Genomic DNA, 16,698 nt, shown 5'->3' with positions numbered 1-16,698 from the left:
TCCATGAACGAAGACTTTTGGAAGGATAAGTACCCCGCCGGGATTGCTGCAGAAATCAATCCAGACGAGTATCCGAATATTCAGGCGGTACTGAAGCAGTCCTGCCAGCGCTTCGCCAACAAACCGGCTTTCAGCAACCTGGGCAAGACCATCACCTACGGTGAGTTGTACGAATTGTCCGGCGCCTTCGCCGCGTACCTGCAACAGCACACCGACTTGAAGCCCGGCGATCGCATCGCCGTGCAACTGCCCAACGTCCTCCAGTACCCGGTTGCCGTGTTCGGTGCCATCCGTGCCGGGCTGATCGTGGTCAACACCAACCCGCTGTACACCGCGCGGGAAATGGAACACCAATTCAACGACTCCGGTGCCAAGGCCCTTGTCTGCCTGGCCAACATGGCGCACCTGGCGGAAAAGGTCGTGCCCAAGACCGCCGTCAAGCATGTGATCGTCACCGAAGTCGCCGACCTGTTGCCGCCGCTCAAGCGCCTGCTGATCAACAGCGTCATCAAGTACGTGAAGAAAATGGTCCCGGCCTATCACTTGCCCAACGCGATCAAATTCAATGACGTGCTGGCCAAGGGGAACGGCCAACCGGTCAACGATGCCAGCCCGGCCAGTGGCGATGTGGCGGTGCTGCAATACACCGGCGGCACCACCGGCGTGGCCAAGGGCGCGATGCTCACCCACCGCAACCTGGTCGCCAACATGTTGCAGTGCAAGGCGCTGATGGGCTCCAACCTCAATGAAGGTTGCGAGATCCTGATCACCCCGCTGCCGCTGTACCACATCTATGCGTTCACCTTTCATTGCATGGCGATGATGCTGATCGGCAACCACAACATCCTGATCAGCAACCCGCGCGACCTGCCGGCGATGGTCAAGGAACTGTCGAAGTGGAAGTTCAGTGGATTTGTCGGCTTGAACACGCTGTTCGTGGCGCTGTGCAACAACGAGGCATTCCGCAAGCTGGACTTCTCCGCGCTGAAAGTCACCCTGTCCGGCGGCATGGCCCTGCAATTGGCCGCCGCTGAGCGCTGGAAGGCCGTGACCGGGTGTGGCATCTGCGAAGGCTACGGCATGACCGAAACCAGCCCGGTGGCCACCGTGAACCCGATCCAGCACATCCAGATCGGCACCATCGGCATTCCGGTGCCGTCCACCGTGTGCAAAGTCATCGCCGACGACGGCACTGAACTTGCCCTGGGTGAAACCGGCGAGCTGTGCGTCAAGGGCCCGCAAGTGATGAAGGGCTACTGGCAGCGCCAGGACGCTACCGACGAGATGCTCGACAGCGAAGGCTGGCTCAAGACCGGTGACATCGCGATCATCCAGCCCGACGGCTACATGCGCATTGTCGATCGTAAGAAGGACATGATCCTGGTTTCGGGTTTCAACGTGTATCCCAACGAGTTGGAAGACGTGCTGGCAGGCCTGCCGGGCGTGCTGCAGTGCGCGGCCATCGGTGTGCCGGACGAGAAGTCCGGGGAACACATCAAGCTGTTTATCGTGGTCAAGCCGGGCGCGACCCTGACCAAGGACCAGGTGATGGAGCACATGCGCGCCAACGTCACCGCCTACAAAGTGCCCAAGGCTGTGGAGTTCCGCGATGCATTGCCGACCACCAACGTGGGCAAGATCCTGCGCCGTGAGTTGCGCGACGAAGAGTTGAAGAAGCTCGGTCTTAAAAAGTAACGCTATACCAATGTGGGAGGGGGCAAGCCCCCTCCCACATTTTGAACCGCGTTTTTTATAGGGCGAACTGCGCGAATCCCACGCCAGCCCCCGCCGGACGCACATCCTTCAAGAACGAATCCTTGTCCGCACTCAGCTCCAGCGTAATCTCCGGCTTGCGCTTGCCGGCATTGCGTACCACCAAGCCTTCGATGTGCTCACGCAAAAACGCCGTCGGCACCTTCAGGTGCAGCAACTGGTCAGTCTCGGCGTTGTGCATCAACAGGTGGATCCACTCGTACTGGCCCACGGCAATCCGGCCCACCGGCAGGTCGAACCACCAGATGTTGCGTTTGCGGTCCAGGTCGGTGAAGTGGCAGTTGTTGACGCCGAGTACGGCACCGCCCAGTTCGGTGTTTCGGCGGGCGATGGCCTGTGCTTTATTGAGTTTCATAACCTTCCTACGGGATCTGTTATTCAGCGTTTGAGCCTGAATGTGCCGGGCATTCTCAGGGGTTGGCGGCAAAACATAAAGCCAAACCTGCGGCCTGCGATGAAATGCGTGGGCAAAAATAATTGAAACTCTGCTGAACGGCCTCGGGTCAATCTTTAGGTAATGACCCAAAACCCTTGATTGTTCTTTCGGAGAAATACCATGAGCAGTACATCTGACAAGGTTAAAGGCGTGGCAAACGAGGCGGTCGGCAATATCAAGCAAGGTGTCGGTAAAGTCACTGGCAACGACAAACTGCGCGCTGAAGGTGTGGTCCAGGAAAAGAAAGGCGAAGTGCAGAAAGCGGTAGGCGACACCAAGGACGCGGTCAAAAAAGCGACCAAATAACACTGAATCGCTGGCTGGTTACACGCAGCCCGACGGCCATCCACGGATGGCCGTTTTTGTGTCACCTGATGCGGTTAAAGTTTCGAAATTGTTTCAAGGTCGCCAAATAGGCTACCTTGATGTAGAAAACGGCCCCTGAGTCGCCCACGAACTCAACCTTTTTGCGGCGAAAGGAGACGCTATGATTTTTCCGGTTCTCGATGGTCTCAAGCTGCATAAAGTGCTGCTGCGCACCGTCAAGGAATTCGTCGATGACGAAATGCCCACGTACGCCTCGGCACTGGCCTACCAGATGCTGTTTTCGCTGTTTCCCTTCCTGCTGTTCCTGATTGCCCTGATCGGCTTCCTGCACCTGCCAGACTTTTTCACCTGGCTGCGCCTGCAGTCGGAACTGGTGTTGCCGCCGCAGGCGCTGGAGCAGGTCAACCCGGTGATCGACCAATTGCAGCAATCCAAGGGTGGCCTGCTGTCGGTGGGTATCGTGATCGCATTGTGGACGGCCTCGGCCGGCGTGCGCCTGATGATGAGCGCGATGAACGCCGCTTATGACGTGGTTGAAGGCCGACCGATCTGGAAACGCTTCCCGCTGTCGATTTTCTACACCGTTGGCATCGCCGGCATGCTGCTGGCCGCCGCCGCACTGATGGTGCTGGGCCCGCAAGTGATGGAGTGGCTGGCCGGGCAGATCGGCATGCAGGAGTTCGTGGTCACCCTGTGGACCATCCTGCGCTGGCCGTTGATTGTGATTTTGCTGATGTTCGCCGTGGCCCTCATGTACTACGTGATGCCCGATGTCGAACAGAAATTCCGCTTCATCACCCCAGGCTCGGTGTTGGCGGTGGTGGTGTGGATCGTCGCGTCACTGGGTTTCGGCTACTACGTCAAAACCTTTGCCGACTACAACGCCATGTATGGCAGTATCGGCGCAATCATCGTGTTGCTCCTGTACTTCTACATTTCCGCCGCCGTGCTGTTGCTGGGCGCGGAGATGAATGCGGTGATCGAGCACATGTCCGCCGAAGGCAAGGATCCGGGTGAAAAAGAGTTCGATGAGCCCGGCCACACCGATGAAAAACAACACGTCTCAGGCCTCGGCCGGGACCACTCCAAGCCCACTGCCGATGAAGTCTGATCGATGATCCGTGAAATCCTGAAAATGGGCGACGAGCGCCTGCTGCGTATCGCGCCTCCGGTTCCGCCGGAAATGTTCGACAGCCCCGAGCTGTGGCAATTGATCGATGACATGTTCCAGACCATGGAACACGTGGGCGGCGTCGGCCTGGCCGCTCCGCAGATCGGTGTCGACCTGCAATTGGTGATCTTCGGTTTCGAGGCCAGCGAACGCTACCCGGACGCGCCGCCGGTGCCGCAGACGATTCTGATCAACCCGCTGATCACGCCGTTGAGTCCGGTGCTGGAGGAAGGCTATGAAGGTTGCCTGTCCGTGCCGGGTTTGCGGGGGGCAGTGGATCGCTATCAGCAGATTCGCTACGAAGGTTTTGATCCCAAGGGTGAACCCATCGTGCGCTTTGCCGATGGTTTCCATGCGCGGGTGGTACAGCATGAATGCGATCACCTGATCGGCCGGTTATATCCGTCGCGGATCACCGACTTCACCAAGTTCGGGTTTATCGAGGTGATGTTCCCGGACTTGGATCCCACGGCCGACGATTGATCCCGCATCTGAATGTAAGGCTGCTTGTTGTGGTGAGCGGGCTTGTTGTGGTGAGCGGGCTTGCCCCGCGCTGGGCTGCGAAGCGGCCCTATCCAAGCCACCGCGGCGCGTCAGGCGCACTGCGGTGAAAGGTTTGGGTCTGCTCCGCAGCCCAGCGCGGGGCAAGCCCGCTCACCACAGAAGCAAGGGACAAGCCCGCTCACCACAGAAAAGCGATACTTCAATAATTGTTATCGGGTCGGTTTAATGAACCGCAGCGTCATCCGATCCGACTCCCCGATCGCCACATACTTCGCCTTGTCCTGCTCGCCCAATCTCAGGGTCGGCGGCAACGTCCACACGCCAGCCGGGTAGTCCTTGGTGTCCTTCGGATTAGCATTCACCTCGCTCTGTCCCGCCAGCTTGAACCCGGCATCGGACGCCAGCTTCACCACCTGCGCCGTTGTCAGGTAACCGCTGTCCTTGATCGCTTCCAGATCCGCCCCATCCTTGGCCCGGTGATCTTCCACGCCCAGCACGCCGCCCGGTTTCAGTACCTTGTAGAACGCACTGAACGTGGCCGGCGCAGTACCTGCCTCGACCCAGTTATGCACATTGCCGAACGTCAGCACTGCATCCGCCGACGCGGGTTTGCCGAACACCGGCGCCTTGGAATCGAACTCGACGACTTCAGCTTTACCGTACCGAGCCGGATCAGCCACGAATTTCTTTTTCAGGTTCTCTTCGGACGTGCGCGCATAGGCGCTGCTGCTCGCCGCCTGCACCGCGGCGATGTAGTGCCCATGATCCTTGAGCAGCGGCGCCAGCACTTCGCTGTACCAGCCGCCACCGGGGGTGATCTCAATCACCGTCTGCTTGGCGCCCAGGCCAAAGAATTCCAGCGTCTGTTGCGGGTGGCGATAGCCGTCGCGGGCGCTGTTGGCCGGGTCGCGCCAACTACCGGCGAGTACGCTCTGGTACTGCTCGGCGGTGATGGCTGCGTCGGCTGCCTGGCTCGAGACCGGGACGAGCAGGGCGGTGAGGGAGAGAACTGCAAGCGTCGTTTTCATGATCATCCTGTAAAGGGCCACTGTGCCGCCGAGGCTAGCATGGGCCCTGCAGGCGCTGATCACACATTATTTGCGGTCGACCTCACCAAACGATCTAAGCCCATCGCGATCATGGGTTTGTTGCGCTTGTAGCGTACCAAGCGTTCGCTGAGGGATTGCGGCAGCACGGTGTCCTGAGTGAAGCCCATGCGTTGATACAACCCTTCCAGGTCTGGATGACACAACAACCACAGGGTGCCGTCGACATCGGCAACCGCTGCCTCGATCACCCGCGCCGCCAGCCCTTGGCCGCGATAGGCAGGGTCAACGAACACCCCGGTCAACCATTGCCCACCTACCACGGGTGTCAGGCACAACCCGGCGACGATCTCACCGTCCCGCGCCACCCACAAACGCCCACCCTTGAGCGCCTTCATCGACGAATTGTGGTTGCGGTAAAACTTGTTTAGCAGCGGCCACAGCGGCTCTGCCAGCGGTTCGATGTTCAATTCGGGCATGGTGTTCAGGCAGCGTTATCCAGGGCCGGGGATTATAAGCGCCTTCTACCGGGCAATAGGTGGTATACCCAGTGCTACATCCCCTGTCAGTGGAGCATGCATCATGGCCAAAGGTATGGATTCAAAGAAAGCCGCGAAGAAAAAACCGGCAAAGACCGCCGATGAAAAACGCGCAGACAAAAAGGCCAAGAAGTCTGAAACAGGCCTGTTCGGTCACTGAGTTACAAGCTTAGAACCAAACGATCTGCAAGATTTTCCCGCCCCATTGCACAGAGCAGGAAACACCTGCTCTGAGCTGCCGATGGCTAACTACCTTGATCTGACCCAGCGCCGGGAAATCGAAGCCCTGGCCACCACCTTTACCGCAAAAACCGAATGGCCAACCTGGCTGCTGCTGATCGGCGTGTACGTCGGTTGGTTCGCCGTGATCCTGGGTAGCCATTGGCTAGGCTTGGGGTTGAGCCTCTTGCTGCTGATTCCTATCGTGACGCTGTGGCTGTCGGTGCAACACGAATTGCTCCACGGCCATCCCACCCGTTCGCTGCGGCTCAATAAGCTGCTTGGCTATGCGCCCTTTGCCGTGTGGTATCCCTACACGCTGTACCGCGACAGCCACCTGTTGCACCACAACGACGAAGACCTGACCCTGCCGGGCATCGACCCGGAAAGCCGCTACCTCAACCAGCAGCAATGGGACACCAGCTCGCTGTTCGAGCGTGGCGTGCATTGGCTGACCAAGACGGTGCTCGGCCGCTTCCTGCTGGCGGCACCCTTGGCGATTGGCCGTCTGGCCCGTCACGAATACCGGCGGCTGCCCCAGGTGTGGCCGATGTGGCTGGTCCACAGCGCCGTTACCGTATTGCTGCTGGGTTTCATCGCCCACTACAGCGCGCTCTCTGTGTGGCATTACCTGCTGCTGGTCAGCGTGCCGGCCTTGTCCCTGGCCTCGATCCGTTCCTACTATGAACACCGCCCGCACCCGCAGCCAGAGCAACGCACGGTGCTCAACGAAGCGTCCTGGCCGTGGACCTGGCTGTTCCTCAACAACAACCTGCACTTGGTGCACCACGACCTGCCGAAACTGCCCTGGTACTTGCTGCCCACGGTCTACCGCGCCCGGCGTGAGCAATGGGTGGCGCGCAGCGGCGGCTTCCTGGTGCAGGGCTATGGCCAGTTGATCAGCCGTCACGGCCTCAAGGCCATCGACAGCCCCCGTCACCCTTTTGCGTGAGAGATAACCATGAGTGACCACTATGCTGAGCTGTTGATGTATGTCGCGCCCGCACCGATCGAGCAGGCCAACCAGCAGTGGATTGCGCGCATCCTCGACCACCTGGGCATGGGGCGACTCGACGCCGCGCATCTCGAACTGCACAGTCTGTGGCTCGCGCCTGAATTACTCCTGACCCAGACTTGCGGTTATCCACTGATGACCCAGCTGCGCGGGCAAGTCCGTGTCATTGGCCGCCCGCGCTACGAGCTGCCCCACAGCAGTCAAGGCGAGCACTGCAGCCTATTGCTGACCCGCGATGACAACTCTCGATTTACCCTGTCGGACTTCTACAACAGCCGTGGCGTTATCAACGGCCACGACTCCAACAGCGGCATGAACCTGCTGCGCGAACACCTGGCACCCTTGCAGCGCGACGGGCGTTTCTTCGCCAGCGTCGCCATCAGCGGCGCTCACCGCGAGAGCCTGCGCTGGCTGCGCGAAGACCGCGCCGACCTCGCCGCCATCGACAGCGTCACCTACGAGTACCTCGCCCGTTTCGCGCCGCAGGAAGTGGCGGGGCTGCGCATCGTCAGCCGTAGCGCGCCGAGCCCGACCTTGCCCTATATCGGCCCATTAGGCTTGAGCGATGAACAGGTCATTCAACTCCGCCAGGCCATGAATCAGGCGTTGCAGGACTTGCCGCAAGTCGCCGAGACGCTGGGCCTGCAGGCCGTGCTACCCGCCAGCGAAGACGACTACGAAGTGCTCCTGGAGTACCAACGACAGGCCATCGACGCCGGCTTCCCGATACTTCAATAAGGTTATATAAAAATACCTTTTAAATATTATTAAAGAATAAGCAGCCTTGCTAGGATCGCTCCACCGGAACACCGGACATAACGCGCAGCCTACTCAGATGGAGCCACTATGTCCGGCGCCGACACTTCTCACAGCGATTACGTGGGCGGATTGTTCCGCAGTCATTACGACTGGCTGTGCAGCCGTTTGCACCGCCACCTCGATTCCCGTGCCCACGCCGAAGACATCGCCGCCGACACCTTCGTCCAGTTGCTGAGCGCGCCGGGTGTCGTGCCCATCCGCCAGCCGCGTGCGCTACTTACCACCATCGCCCAGCGGCTGATGTATCAACTGTGGCGGCGCCGTGATCTGGAACGGGCCTACCTCGACGCCCTCGACAACGACGAAACCTCCACCGCGCCGTCTCCCGAAGAGCTGGCACAAATGCTCGAAGCCCTGCAAGCCATCGACCAGTTGCTCGACGGCTTGCCGGCCAAGGTCAAGGCGACCTTTTTGCTCTCGCAGCTCAATGGCCTGACCTACCCGGAAATCGCCAGCGAACTGGGGATTTCCCAGCGTTCAGTCAGCGACTATATGACCCGCGCCTTCAACCGCTGCCTGCGGCTGTGCCTGGAATGAGCGACGAGCTGATCGACAGCGCCACGCGCTGGTACGTGCTGCTGCGCTCCGGCCAAGCCACGGCGGGCGACTGGCAACGCTATGAACAATGGCGCGCTGCCGACCCGCGTCATGATGCCTTGTGCCGACAGTTGGAAAGCCGCCTGGGCATGTTCCAGGTTCCCCAGGCGCAAGGGGTGAGTGGCAAGGTGGTGCAGCAGGCGCTGGAGGCATCGTCCAGTCGACGTCATGTGTTGCAGGTTGCTCTGGCCGGAGCTGGTGTGGCAGTTGGCGCGGCCTTGCTGGCCAAGCCGCTCGGCGTGCCGTTGACTGAACTCACGGCGGATATCCGCACCGGCACCGGCGAGCGCCGTGCCGTCACGTTGGACGATGGCAGCGAATTGCTGCTCAACGCGCAAAGCGCGGCCGACATCCAGTTTGATCCGCAACGCCGCCTGGTACGTCTGCGCGAAGGCGAGTTGTTGGCCAAGGTCGCCAGTGATCGCATCCGACCGTTTTTGATCCAAACCGACCAGACCCGCCTGCGCGCCTATGGCAACCGGTTCCTGGTGCGTGAACGGGAAGGGCTGGGTCAGGTGGTCGCCCTCAACGGCGCGGTGGAAATCGACGGCCAGAACGGCGAACGCCTGCAACTCGCCGCTGGCCATGAAGTGCATTACGACCGCGCTGGATTCGGTCCGGTGCAGGCCAGTTCCTCCGGCGCCACGGCCTGGGTCGACGGCTTCCTGCAAGTGCGCGACCGCCCGCTGGCTGAAGTCATCGACGCACTGCGGCCCTATCACAATGGCGTGCTGCGCCTGGACCCCGCCGTGGCGGGCCTGCGCGTCAGCGGCTTGTATCGGCTGGACAACCCCCAACAAATCCTCGACACCCTGGCGCGCACCTTGCCGATCCACATCACCCGCCGCACCGGTTTGTGGGTGACTGTCAATGCGGTCTAGCAGGTTCACGCAGTCCCTGTGGGAGCTGGCTTGCCTGCGATGCAGGCGACTCGGTGCATCAGCCCTACCGAGGCGATTTCATCGCAGGCAAGCCAGCTCCCACACTGATCGGGTTCTCACTTCAAGTGTGGGTTCTAAGAACATAACCAAACGATCTGCAAGTTTTCCCCCCGCCGTCCCACATCACTCCCGTAAGCGCTGCGGGGAGCAGCGTTGTCGAGTTTCCTTGGGGGGAGCCAAAGTGAATCAGTTCAACCGTGTGCCGCTTCGAACCTTTGCCCTGGTGCCGTTGGCCAGCCTGTTGTTCTCGTTTGCGGCCAGCGCAGAAGAGGTGCGCCAGGTCTACCACATTGCGCCTGGCCCGCTGGATGAGGTGCTGCTGAACATCAGTCGCCAAAGCGGCCAGGTGATCTCGTTTACGCCGCAGTTGGGTAACTATTCTTCGGCCAGCGTGGACGGTTCGCTGTCGGCGCAACAGGCAGTGGACGCCGCGCTCAAGGGCACCGGCCTGCAAGTCCAGGTCAGTCCGGACGGTGCGTTCATCATCAAGGAAGGCGCGAGCAAAAACGCGACCAGCAACGTCAAGGCGCAAACCAGCGCAGCGCAAGCGCCGACCCTGGACCGCGTGGTCGCCATCGGCACCCGGCGCAGCGACGCCACCGCCTTGACCAGTGCGGCCCCGGTGGACGTGATCAACGCCGAAGAACTCAAGCAGACCGGTGCCACCAGCCTCAACCAGGCGCTGTTCCAACTGCTGCCCTCGTTCAACTTTCCGCAGAACCAGAGCGCCACCCGTGGCCAGAACCCCAAGGGCGCGTCCTTGCGCGGCCTGGCGCCGGACCAGACGCTGGTGCTGATCAATGGCAAGCGCCGCCATGCCTCGGCGGTGGTGAACATCTCCGGTGGCGTGCCGTTCATTGGCGCGCAGCCGGTGGACCTGGACATGATCCCCATCAGCAGCATTGATCATGTCGAAGTGCTGCGCGATGGCGCGTCGGCGCAATACGGCTCGGATGCGGTGGCGGGCGTGGTCAACATCGTGCTCAAGGAGCGTGACAGCGGTGGCCAGGTCAACACCCAACTGGGTAAATACGCCCAGGGCGACGGCTTCAGCAAAACCACCGACGGCTGGTACGGCCTGGGTTTGCCGGGGGATGGCTTTCTCACCCTGAGCTTCAACACGCTCAACAACAAACCCACTGACATTGGCGACAAATACGTCGCCGACGGCCAACTGCAAGACCCACGCTGGGGCGGTGCAGGGCGCGATAAATTCAACCTGGCGGCGAATGCCGAAGTCGGCCTGAGTGACCAATGGCGCCTCTACAGTTTCGCCACCTTCGGCCAGGACAAGTCGGTGAACAACACGCCACCGCTGCTGGCGAATAATCCGAACAACGTGCAGGGCATCTACCCCAACGGCACCATTCCCAAATACCGCTACCGCTATGAAGATGGCGCGCTCACCGTCGGCACCCGCTATGAAGACGACGCCCTCGGGCGCTTCGACCTCAGCGCCACCTATGGTCGCGACAAGCACGATGAGTTGGCGTTCAACACCGTCAACCCGAGCTACGGCCTGAACAGCCCGACCAAGTTTGATGTGGCTACGCTGGTCAACGAGCAGACCAACCTTGGCCTGGATTACGTCAAGGATCTGGACGTCAACTGGTCGAGCCATCCGCTGACCGTCTCGGCGGGCATTGCCTACCGCCATGAGCAGTATGGTCTGGAGGAGGGCGACTACGAGTCCTACTCCTTTGGCGGCATCAACGGTGTGCAGGTCGGCGCGGTGCAAGCCTCCGGTCTCACGCCAGACGACGCCGGCACCTACAAGCGTGATGTCGGCGGCGTTTACTTTGGTCTTGAGCACCAGCTCACCGACAAATTCCAGGTCGGCCTGGCCGGGCGTACCGAGCACTATTCGGACTTTGGATCGGCCACCACCGGCAAGCTGTCGGCGCGGTATGACTTCACGCCGCAGGTGGGCTTGCGCGCCACGGTGAACAACTCCTTCCGTGCGCCGACCCTGGGGCAGATCGGCACGTCGTGGACCACCACCACCAACGTCGACATCAACGGCAACCCGGTGCTGACGCGCATGTTGCCCGCCGACAACCCGGCCGCCCGTGCGCTGGGTGCCGAGCCGCTCAAACCGGAAAAATCCACCAACTACTCCCTGGGCCTGGTGCTGCGCCCGATTGAAAACGCTTCGCTGACTATCGACGCCTACCAGATTTCGATTCGTGATCGCCTGCTCTACAGCGGCGGCATTTCCGGGCCGCGCGCCGAGCAGATCCTGCAGCAAGCCGGGTTTGGCCAGTACACCTGGGCGCAGTTCATGACCAACGCGGCCAACACCCGCACCCGTGGCGTCGACATCGTCGGCAAGTACAACCTGGACCTGGCGCAGTACGGCGCGTTGAGTCTGTCGGCCGGCTACACCAAGGCACGCACCACGATCGAGAAGGTCCACGAAAACCCCAACGGCTTCGACATCCTCACCCGCGAAGCCCGTGGCTTCCTGGAACACGGTTACCCCGAAGACAAGCTAGTGCTCGGCGCGACCCACCGCATCGGTGCGTGGACCATCGCCCTCAGCGAAACCCGCTACGGCGAATACCGCAAATACGCCGCCAGCGAAGCCAACGCCCAGTACGACCAGACCTTCGGCGCGCAGTGGAACACCGACCTGGACGTGAACTACGCCTTCACTAAACAACTGCGTTTGTCAGTCGGCGCCAACAACCTGTTCGACAGCAAGCCCGACGACTTCAACACCCGCCTGCGCCAGACGCCGGGCCAGCAGTACAGCTACCTGTCGCCGTCGGCGCCGGAAGGGGCGTTTTACTACACGCGGCTCAGTTATGACTTTTAACCGATCTTGAATACCGCAGAGATCGAATGTGGGAGCGGGCTTGCCCGCGAATACGGTGGGTCAGCCAGCTCATGCATCACTGACCCACCGCATTCGCGAGCAAGCCCGCTCCCACACTGGATCTTCTGTGTTCTAGAAAATGATTCACCACGAGGTTCTGCATGAAAAGACTTAAAACACTGCTCGGTGGCTCACTGCTGGCACTGGCCGTTTTAGCGCAACCCACAACCGCCGCTGAAACCGTCAAACCCATCCACTTCGGTGACATCACCTGGGAAAGCGGCAGCTTGATCACCGAGGTACTGCGCCTGATTGTCGAGAAAGGCTACGGCCTGCCGACTGACACTTTGCCCGGCAGCACCGTGAGCCTGGAAGCCGCCCTGGCCAAGGACGATATCCAGGTGATCGGTGAAGAGTGGGCCGGGCGCAGTCCGGCATGGGTCAAGGCGGAAAACGAAGGTAAAGTGTTTGGCCTGGGCGACACGGTCAAAGGCGCCACCGAAGGCTGGTGGGTGCCGGAGTTCGTGATCAAGGGCGATGCCGCGCGCGGTATCAAACCCCTGGCGCCGGACTTGAAGTCGGTGGCCGACCTGCCGCGCTACAAGGACGTGTTCCGCGACCCCGAAGACCCGAGCCGTGGACGCTTCCTCAACAGCCCAACGGGCTGGACGTCGGAGATCGTCAACAGCCAGAAGCTCAAGGCGTACAAACTCACCGACAGCTTCGTCAACTTCCGCACCGGCTCCGGCGCGGCGTTGGATGCCGAAGTGGCGTCGTCGATCCGTCGTGGCAAGCCGGTGCTGTTCTACTATTGGTCGCCGACGCCGCTGCTGGGCCGGTTCAAGCTGGTCAAGCTGGAAGAGCCGCCCTTCAACGCCGAAGCCTGGAAGACCCTGTCGGACGCGAAAAACCCCAACCCCATCGGCACCCGCTCGATGCCAGCGCGGCTGGCGATTGGTGTGTCGGCGCCGTTCAAGGCGCAGTACCCGCAACTGGTCAGCGTGTTTGAAAAGGTCGACCTGCCGATTGATCTGCTCAATGGCATCCTCGGCGAAATGAGCGAGAAACGTACACCGCCGCGTCAGGTCGCTGAAGCGTTCCTCAAGGACCACCCAGACGTCTGGCAGCAATGGGTGCCGGTCGATGTGGCGGCCAAGCTGAAGGGAGCGCTCTGATGCTTAAAATCTTCGCTGCTGCGGTACTTTCGCTGGTCGCCGGTCAGGTGCTGGCGGCCGAACCTGCCACGTTACGCATCGGTTACCAGAAAAGCTCGGTGAGCATGGTATTGGCCCGTGAGCACAAACTCTTCGAGGAAGCATTGCCCGGCACCCAGGTGCAGTGGATCGAATTCCTCGGCGGCCCGCCGCTGATCGAAGCGCTGAACGGCGGCAGCCTGGACATCGGCAATATCGGTGATATCCCGCCGATTTTCGCCCAGGCCGCTGGCATCGACTTGCAGTATTTCGCCGTAGAACCCAACGAGGGCAAGACCGAAGCGGTGTTGGTGCCAAAAGCCAGCAGCGTACAGAGCGTGGCGGAACTCAAGGGCAAGCGCGTGGCGCTGCTCAAGGGCTCCAGCGCCCACAACCTGTTCCTTAAAAGCCTGCTGCGCGCCGGTTTGCAATGGAAAGACGTGAATGTGGTGTACCTGTCGCCATCCGACGGGCGTGCCGCTTTTGAGCAAGGCAAAGTCGACGCGTGGGTGGTGTGGGACCCGTACTACTCCGCGGCCGTGGTCGACGGTTCCGCCCGCGTGTTGGGCGATGGCCAGGGCCTCAATCCGGCGGGCAGTTTCTTCGTGGTGAGCAGCCCGTTTGCCAAGCAATATCCGCAATCCATTGGCGCGATCATCCAGACACTGGCCAAGGCGCAGCGCCTGTCCCTCGACCAGCCCGAAGCGAGCATCGCGCTGATGGCCAAGACCCTGGGCCTGCAACCAGCGGTGGTCAAAAGCTACTTCGAACACCGTTCCTCCACGCCGATTCGTCCGCTGCAAGCCGCCGACATCGCCACCCAGCAACACACCGCCGACCTGTTCTTTGCCAACGGCCTGATCCCGAAAAAGGTCGATGTACAGCAAGCTGTCTTCAAGGCGCCATGACCATGCAACCGATCTACATCGATTTTCTCAACGGCCTCGACATCGACGAACTGGGCCTCACCAATGATGAAATCCTCACCGCCATCGAAGCCAGCCTGGCGATCCAGGGCCGTGGCGAGGCGGTGATCGAACCGCGCACCCACCTGATTCCCGGCGGCGAGATCAACGGCCACTTCAACGTATTGCGCGGCGTGTTGGGTGGCGATATCGGTTACGCCGGGGTCAAGGTGGTGGGGGATTTTGTCGACAACTACCGCAAGGGTTTGCCCTCGGAATTGGCGATCCTCAACTTGCTGGACCCCGCCACCGGGATTCCCAAGGCCATCCTGGATGCCTCGGCGATCACCGACATGCGCACCGGTGCCATCACGGCCATCGGCGCCAAATACCTGGCCCGGCCCGACAGCAAAGTGCTGGCGCACATTGGCGCGCGTGGCACGGCGTATTGGAACGTGCGCTTGCTGGATCACCTGTTCGACTTCGACGAAATCCGTGTGCACTCACGCCGCAGCGAAAGTCGGGAAGCCTTCGCCGAGCGCCTGCGCAAGGACCTGGGCAAGTCGGTGATCGTCACCGACGATTGGGAGTCCACCGTGCGTGGCGCCGACATTGTGGTCGAGGCGTCGCGCCTTGATCAGCCCGAACCGCTGCTGCGCACCGACTGGATCAAACCCGGTGCTTTTGTGGTGCCCTACGGCACCATGAGCGCGGTGGAATTGTCCCTCACCGACATCATGAGCAAGCTGGTGGTTGATGATTGGGGCCAATGCAAAGGCGGGCTATTTGGCTCGCTGCGCGCCCATGTTGAGACTGGCAAACTCAGTGCCGAGACCCTGCATGCCGAACTGGGCCAAATTGTTGCCGGCTTGAAAAAAGGCCGGGAAACCGCCGAGGAAACCATCCTGTTCTGGCACCGCGGCCTGAGCCTCAGTGATATCGCGTTGGGCCATGCGCTGCTGGAAAAAGCCGGGCGCCTGGGGATTGGCCAGCGGTTGCGCTGGGCATGATTCACTTCGATCCCGAAGGCTTGAGCCTCGTCGATTTGCTGGCGATTGCCCGCCAGGACGTACCGGCGGATTTCTCTGCGCAGACCCGTCAGCGTATTGAAGAAGGCCACCAGTTGTTGGTGAAACTGGCGGCTGAAGGCACGCCAATTTATGGGGTAAATACCGGCCTCGGTGCAGCGGTGGATACGGCGGTGGCGCCCGTGCAGGCGAGTATTCCGTTGGGGCGTGCGGTGGGGGTCGGGCGCCTTGCCAATCGCCAGGAGCTGCGCGCGATCACGGCTGCGCGGCTGGCCGGATTGGCTCAGGGGCGTTCGGGTATTTCTCCGGGGGCGGCGGATGCACTGCTAGCGTTGCTCAATTCCGGCGTCGAGCCCGATGTACCGTTGCTCGGCTCGTTGGGCGAGAGTGACCTGGCGCCACTGGCGCACCTGAGTCTCGCGTTGTCAGTGCCGCTGACCGGCAAAGATGGCTTGGCGCTGGTCTCTGCGAATGCGGCCAGTGTTGGGCTGGGCGCGTTGCTGGTGGCTGAGGCGCAGCGGGCCTTGGAGGTTTTGCTGGCGGCGCTGGCGTTATCGTGTGAAGGCTATCGGGCCAACCTCAGTCCGTTCCAGCCTTGGGCTTCGCGTCTGCGGCCGGCTCCGGGGCAAAGCGAGCAGTCGGCGGCGTTGTTGCAGTTGCTGGCGGGTGGTGAGTTGGCGGACAGCCCACGGCGCTTGCAGGACCCGTTGAGCTTTCGCTGTGCCACGGTGGTCCAGGGTGCGGCGCAGCAGGCGCTGCACGCCCTGCATGAATTGGTTGAATTGGAACTGCGCAGCGGTGCGGATAACCCGGCGTTGATCAGCGAAGCGTCGCTTGTGTTGGCCACGGCGAATTTCGACAGCACCCACTTGGCGCTGGCCACTGAAGGGTTGGGCCTGGCGCTTACCCGTGTCGCCGCGTGCAGCGCTGAACGCATTGCCAAGCTGCTGTCGCCGGCTTCCAGCGATCTGCCGCGCTTCCTGATCACTCAACCCGGTCATGTCGGCATGGCCGCCTTGCAGCGCACCAGTTCGGCGTTGGTCGCCGAAATCGGGCACCTGGCCAATCCGCTGCCGGCGATCAGCGTGCCGGTGGCGGACCGTGTTGAAGACTATGCGGGCCAGGCCATGGCGGTGGTCGACAAGACTCGTCGCTTGACCGAGCGGGTGCTGTGGCTGGCCAGTATTGAACTGATCGTCGCCGCGCAGGCGGTGGATTTAAGGGGGGCGCTGCGACTGGGGCAAGGTGTGCGGCTGGTCCATCAAGCCGTGCGCAGCCAGGTGGCTCATCTTGATGAAGACCGCTCAGGCTCAGTGGATGTATTGGCATTGGCCACCTTCCTCGAATCCACCCCATTCCCTCTGTAG

The 16,698-nt window shown here is 61.3% G+C and carries 16 protein-coding genes; 13 read left to right on the top strand and 3 right to left on the bottom strand.

Annotated features, from left to right (window positions below; translation table 11 throughout):
• The first annotated feature begins 3 nt into the window (after positions 1 to 3).
• Positions 4 to 1,695, top strand: a complete 1,692-nt coding sequence (fadD1, locus tag WH299_RS01015; RefSeq protein ID WP_028617690.1) for a long-chain-fatty-acid--CoA ligase FadD1 — start codon at positions 4 to 6, stop codon at positions 1,693 to 1,695.
• A 55-nt stretch (positions 1,696 to 1,750) separates the two neighbouring features.
• On the opposite strand, the gene WH299_RS01010 is transcribed toward fadD1, so the two are convergent.
• A complete protein-coding gene (locus tag WH299_RS01010) occupies positions 1,751 to 2,128 on the bottom strand; it encodes a hypothetical protein (protein ID WP_010208214.1) in 378 nt (125 codons plus the stop codon).
• Between the two features lie 201 nt (positions 2,129 to 2,329).
• Between WH299_RS01010 and WH299_RS01005 the strand changes: the two genes are divergently transcribed.
• The 3 genes from WH299_RS01005 (at position 2,330) to def (ending at position 4,190) form a co-directional block, all read left to right on the top strand.
• The gene (locus tag WH299_RS01005) at positions 2,330 to 2,515 is read left to right on the top strand and encodes a CsbD family protein (RefSeq protein WP_028617689.1); all 186 of its coding nucleotides are present in this window, start codon (positions 2,330 to 2,332) and stop codon (positions 2,513 to 2,515) included.
• 181 nt (positions 2,516 to 2,696) lie between these two features.
• A complete protein-coding gene (locus tag WH299_RS01000) occupies positions 2,697 to 3,647 on the top strand; it encodes a YihY/virulence factor BrkB family protein (RefSeq protein WP_016975971.1) in 951 nt (316 codons plus the stop codon).
• A 3-nt stretch (positions 3,648 to 3,650) separates the two neighbouring features.
• A complete protein-coding gene (def, locus tag WH299_RS00995) occupies positions 3,651 to 4,190 on the top strand; it encodes a peptide deformylase (protein WP_122728507.1) in 540 nt (179 codons plus the stop codon).
• A 230-nt stretch (positions 4,191 to 4,420) separates the two neighbouring features.
• Here the strand turns inward: def and WH299_RS00990 are convergent, their stop codons facing one another.
• Together WH299_RS00990 and WH299_RS00985 are read right to left on the bottom strand one after the other, a co-directional pair.
• Complete coding sequence (locus WH299_RS00990) at positions 4,421 to 5,239, bottom strand: class I SAM-dependent methyltransferase (RefSeq protein WP_339549403.1); 819 nt, start codon at positions 5,237 to 5,239, stop codon at positions 4,421 to 4,423.
• Positions 5,240 to 5,298: 59 nt separating this feature from the next.
• A complete protein-coding gene (locus tag WH299_RS00985) occupies positions 5,299 to 5,736 on the bottom strand; it encodes a GNAT family N-acetyltransferase (protein WP_122728503.1) in 438 nt (145 codons plus the stop codon).
• A gap of 301 nt (positions 5,737 to 6,037) precedes the next feature.
• Between WH299_RS00985 and WH299_RS00980 the strand changes: the two genes are divergently transcribed.
• From WH299_RS00980 to WH299_RS00940, 9 genes are all read left to right on the top strand, one after another.
• Positions 6,038 to 6,967, top strand: a complete 930-nt coding sequence (locus tag WH299_RS00980) for a fatty acid desaturase (RefSeq protein WP_122728502.1) — start codon at positions 6,038 to 6,040, stop codon at positions 6,965 to 6,967.
• 9 nt (positions 6,968 to 6,976) lie between these two features.
• Complete coding sequence (locus WH299_RS00975) at positions 6,977 to 7,768, top strand: phosphate/phosphite/phosphonate ABC transporter substrate-binding protein (protein WP_339549402.1); 792 nt, start codon at positions 6,977 to 6,979, stop codon at positions 7,766 to 7,768.
• A 108-nt stretch (positions 7,769 to 7,876) separates the two neighbouring features.
• A complete protein-coding gene (locus WH299_RS00970) occupies positions 7,877 to 8,386 on the top strand; it encodes a sigma-70 family RNA polymerase sigma factor (protein WP_016975977.1) in 510 nt (169 codons plus the stop codon).
• Positions 8,383 to 9,327, top strand: a complete 945-nt coding sequence (locus WH299_RS00965) for a FecR domain-containing protein (protein ID WP_122728498.1) — start codon at positions 8,383 to 8,385, stop codon at positions 9,325 to 9,327. Before WH299_RS00970 ends, WH299_RS00965 begins: the two co-directional genes overlap by 4 nt.
• 241 nt (positions 9,328 to 9,568) lie before the next feature.
• A complete protein-coding gene (locus WH299_RS00960; RefSeq protein ID WP_339549401.1) occupies positions 9,569 to 12,205 on the top strand; it encodes a TonB-dependent receptor in 2,637 nt (878 codons plus the stop codon).
• Between the two features lie 161 nt (positions 12,206 to 12,366).
• Positions 12,367 to 13,380, top strand: coding sequence for an ABC transporter substrate-binding protein (locus WH299_RS00955; RefSeq protein WP_099494319.1), 1,014 nt, complete (start codon positions 12,367 to 12,369; stop codon positions 13,378 to 13,380).
• Complete coding sequence (locus tag WH299_RS00950) at positions 13,380 to 14,306, top strand: aliphatic sulfonate ABC transporter substrate-binding protein (RefSeq protein ID WP_068932369.1); 927 nt, start codon at positions 13,380 to 13,382, stop codon at positions 14,304 to 14,306. Before WH299_RS00955 ends, WH299_RS00950 begins: the two co-directional genes overlap by 1 nt.
• A gap of 2 nt (positions 14,307 to 14,308) precedes the next feature.
• Complete coding sequence (locus tag WH299_RS00945) at positions 14,309 to 15,313, top strand: ornithine cyclodeaminase family protein (protein ID WP_123474644.1); 1,005 nt, start codon at positions 14,309 to 14,311, stop codon at positions 15,311 to 15,313.
• Positions 15,310 to 16,698, top strand: a complete 1,389-nt coding sequence (locus WH299_RS00940; protein WP_339549400.1) for an aromatic amino acid lyase — start codon at positions 15,310 to 15,312, stop codon at positions 16,696 to 16,698. The genes WH299_RS00945 and WH299_RS00940 overlap by 4 nt, the downstream gene beginning before the upstream one ends.

This window comes from Pseudomonas sp. MYb541 (assembly GCF_037479595.1).
GTDB classification, from domain to species: domain Bacteria; phylum Pseudomonadota; class Gammaproteobacteria; order Pseudomonadales; family Pseudomonadaceae; genus Aquipseudomonas; species Aquipseudomonas canadensis.
This window is presented reverse-complemented; position numbering and strand designations above follow the sequence as displayed.